This window comes from Acinetobacter sp. AKBS16 (assembly GCF_002899995.1).
Classification (GTDB): Bacteria; Pseudomonadota; Gammaproteobacteria; order Pseudomonadales; family Moraxellaceae; genus Acinetobacter; species Acinetobacter baumannii.
In genome coordinates this window covers 110192-113276 of the sequence record NZ_POYH01000091.1, presented here as the reverse complement: position 1 = coordinate 113276, position 3085 = coordinate 110192, and the positions used below count along the sequence as shown (strand labels likewise).

Here is a 3085-nt window from a genome sequence, read left to right as displayed (position 1 = left end):
GCTAATTTATCTCGGCATTTTATTCTCACTATGCTGTTTAGCAATTTCTCCAACCGTTGCTTTACTTGCACTTTCGGCAGTGGGTTGTGGCTTATTCATTGTGGGTGGGCAATCGGCGTTGTATGGTTTGGCTGCCATGTATTATCCAACCGAAATGCGTGGAACCGGAGTTGGCGCTGCGGTTGCAATCGGGCGTATTGGTTCGTTTGCTGGACCTTTAATGGCTGGTTTTTTACTCTCGCTTGGGCAAAGCTCGACCATCGTAATTGGTTCAAGTATTCCAGTGATCTTAATTGCAGCGATCTCTGCATTACTTCTTGTCAAAAAACCTAAACAGCCTGTACATTTAGTACAAAGCTCAGGTGCTCGCTAAGTTTTAACGAAAGTATGGGGTTAGAACCTCATACTTTCACTACAGATTTTCTTATGATGATTGAAAGGTTATGGTACGTTCGAATTTAGTTCCAAAAAAAGTAGAAGATGAGCCTAAGTTAAGTTACATGATTGCTCGTGTTGACCGAATTATTAGTAAACATTTAACAGAACATTTAAAAGAGCTTGAAATTACCTTACCGCAATTTACCGCACTTTCTGTTTTAGCTTCAAAAAGTAATTTATCCAATGCCAAGCTTGCTGAGCGTTCTTTCATAAAGCCTCAATCTGCCAATAAAATTTTGCAAGATTTACTGGTGAATGGCTGGATTGAGAAAAAACCGGACCCGACACATGGCCGCCGTATTTTAATTACCCTGACCAAAAGCGGGATTGAAAAGTTAAATAAATGCAATGAAGTGGTTTTAAAAGTCGAAGAAAAAATGCTTGAAGGCATTGATATTAACTTGGCTTATTTAATTCGCAATAACCTCGATATTATGGTCAATAATCTTAAAAATTTTAAATAAGTGTGTTTGTTTAGGTTGAGTTAAATTGCTAAGTACTGATTCACACAGAAAATTGATTTCATTTTGCAAATGAACTTGCTAGCATCGAAGTGACGTTTTTGATGATGTGTGGCAACGAATGTCTTCAGGACAACAAGTTTTACTAAAACTAAGAAAAATGATTATTTCAGGGGAACTTGAAGGCGGTGCCAGAATTGCCGAGATTCCTACTGCCGAGTTACTTGGTGTTTCACGCCAGCCTGTTCGTATAGCCTTTCGGTTGCTCGAACAAGAAGGTCTCCTCATTAAAAACCCAACTCGTGGTTACACGGTTCGTGAAATTTCCGGAAAACTGGTGCATGACGCACTTGAAGTGCGCGGTGTGCTTGAAGGGTTGGCTGCGAAAACTTTGGCCGAACAAGGCTTAAGCGAAGATCAGAAAAAGACGTTGCAACATTGCATTCAAGAAACGGAACAACTATTTAATGAAAAAGACGAGTTTGGTGATGCTGAGCTAGAACGTTATCACCATTTTAATGTCATCTTTCATGACACTATTATTGAGGGAGCGCAAAACGTTGCGCTCATCCAAGCGTTGGCTAAAAACAACCAATTGCCAATGGCTTCTGCCCAAGCCATTACCTATGACCAGAACCAAGCTTTATCGGAATATCGCCGTTTGCACTATGCGCATTTACAGCATTGTTCGATTTTCGATGCATTGGTACATCGTCAGGCAGGGCGTGCTGAAACGTTAATGCGCGAACACAGTAGTGTGGTGATTTTAGGTGAAACGCTAAGAAATGTTCTCAGCGCTTAAAGTGAAAAGTTCCTTTATTTTTGAATAAAGGAACTCCAGAATTAAAGCTCAATCACAAGATGTTTAGTTTTTGCACGAGAACAACAAGGCGTAAATTGGTCATTTAGTGCATGCTCCTCATCAGTCATAAATAGATCACGATGATCAGGTATACCTTCTACCACGCGGGTAATACAGGTACCGCAAATGCCTTGTTCACATGAAACAGGAATATCAAAACCATTTGCAATTAATGCTTCTGTTGCAGTCTGCTCTGGCAATACTTCAATTCGGCGGCCCGTACCTTTCACTTCAATCGTGAAAGCTTCATCGTTGGACGTATCTACCTTTTGAGCGACAAAATGTTCTTGATGTAACTGTTCACTATACCACCCAGCTTGTTCAGCCGAGCTCATGACAAACTGCATAAACCCTGTAGGCCCACACACATATAAATGTTTATCAGGTGAAGCTTGGCCCAAAGCCTCTGCCATATTACATTCGGTGTCTGATTGATCTTGAATGTGAAAATGGACTTGGTCACCAAAGTGCTCGGTTAAATTGCCATAGAAGGCAAGCATTTCATGACTGCGAACAAAGTAGTGTAATTCAAAAGGGATATTGGCCGACTTAAGCCGATACGCCATCGACAAAATAGGGGTAATCCCAATACCGCCTGCAAATAAAACCGCCTTTTTTGTGTGAGGGTGAATTTCAAATAAATTACGCGGCTCACCAATTTTTAAGAGGTCGCCTTCACGATATTCAGTATGGATACAACGTGAACCACCGCGTGAATTGGCATCATGTAAAACACCAATGACATAACGATGTTTTTCACTGCAACAGTTTGAAAGAGAATACTGACGGGTGAGGCCATTTTTCAGATGCACATCAATGTGTGCACCTGCTTCAAAACTCGGCAGCTCTGTACCATTTGCTGCAACCAATTCAAATGCACGAATGGTCGGGGTGAGCTGGTGAATTTTTTGAATGATAACGTCCATGTTCATGCTCCTTTAAATAATCCGAATGTTTGGAAACTTCTGTGTGGACGTTTCAGGAGGTGTTTTATTTTCTTCGGCAAGGAGTCGGTCAATGACCTTACGGGACTGGACACCACCTGCGTCGATATTGAGCATCAGTAACTTGCGATGTGGATTGTTTAAAATGTTTTGCTGCTGTTGCTCCAGCATTTCTAAATCTTCAGTAAAGATTTTGCCTTGGCCTTCACGAATTTGATCGGTGAGTTCAGCATTATCTGGCTGGAAGTTACGCGCCATTCCCCAGAAATACCAATGTGATGTTTCAGTTTCCGGTGTAATAAAATCGACCACAATTGAGGACACTTTTTTGTCTTTCGGTGCGTGATAACCACCATGTCCAGCATGCGCTACACCTACTT

The 3085-nt window shown here is 41.4% G+C and carries 4 protein-coding genes and 1 pseudogene; 3 read left to right on the top strand and 2 right to left on the bottom strand.

What is annotated here, in order from left to right; translation table 11 throughout:
- The 3 genes from C1642_RS16825 to C1642_RS16815 all read left to right on the top strand — a co-directional run.
- On the top strand, positions 1–373 hold a 373-nt coding region (locus C1642_RS16825; protein ID WP_416202833.1), incomplete at its 5' end, for an MFS transporter.
- A 70-nt stretch (positions 374–443) separates the two neighbouring features.
- The gene (locus C1642_RS16820) at positions 444–902 is read left to right on the top strand and encodes a MarR family winged helix-turn-helix transcriptional regulator (protein WP_103236613.1); all 459 of its coding nucleotides are present in this window, start codon (positions 444–446) and stop codon (positions 900–902) included.
- 106 nt (positions 903–1008) lie between these two features.
- Complete coding sequence (locus C1642_RS16815) at positions 1009–1701, top strand: GntR family transcriptional regulator (RefSeq protein WP_103236612.1); 693 nt, start codon at positions 1009–1011, stop codon at positions 1699–1701.
- A gap of 41 nt (positions 1702–1742) precedes the next feature.
- Here the strand turns inward: C1642_RS16815 and C1642_RS16810 are convergent, their stop codons facing one another.
- Together C1642_RS16810 and C1642_RS16805 are read right to left on the bottom strand one after the other, a co-directional pair.
- Positions 1743–2687, bottom strand: a complete 945-nt coding sequence (locus C1642_RS16810) for a PDR/VanB family oxidoreductase (RefSeq protein WP_005129145.1) — start codon at positions 2685–2687, stop codon at positions 1743–1745.
- 12 nt (positions 2688–2699) lie between these two features.
- Positions 2700–3085: pseudogene (locus C1642_RS16805) on the bottom strand (aromatic ring-hydroxylating dioxygenase subunit alpha); the annotation flags it as partial.

What these genes read in the sequence shown, in the direction of transcription:
- C1642_RS16820 (WP_103236613.1), top strand. Translation starts at nt 444, where the DNA reads ATGGTACGTTCGAATTTAGTTCCAAAAAAAGTAGAAGATGAGCCTAAG.
- C1642_RS16810 (WP_005129145.1), bottom strand. Translation starts at nt 2,687, where the DNA reads ATGGACGTTATCATTCAAAAAATTCACCAGCTCACCCCGACCATTCGT.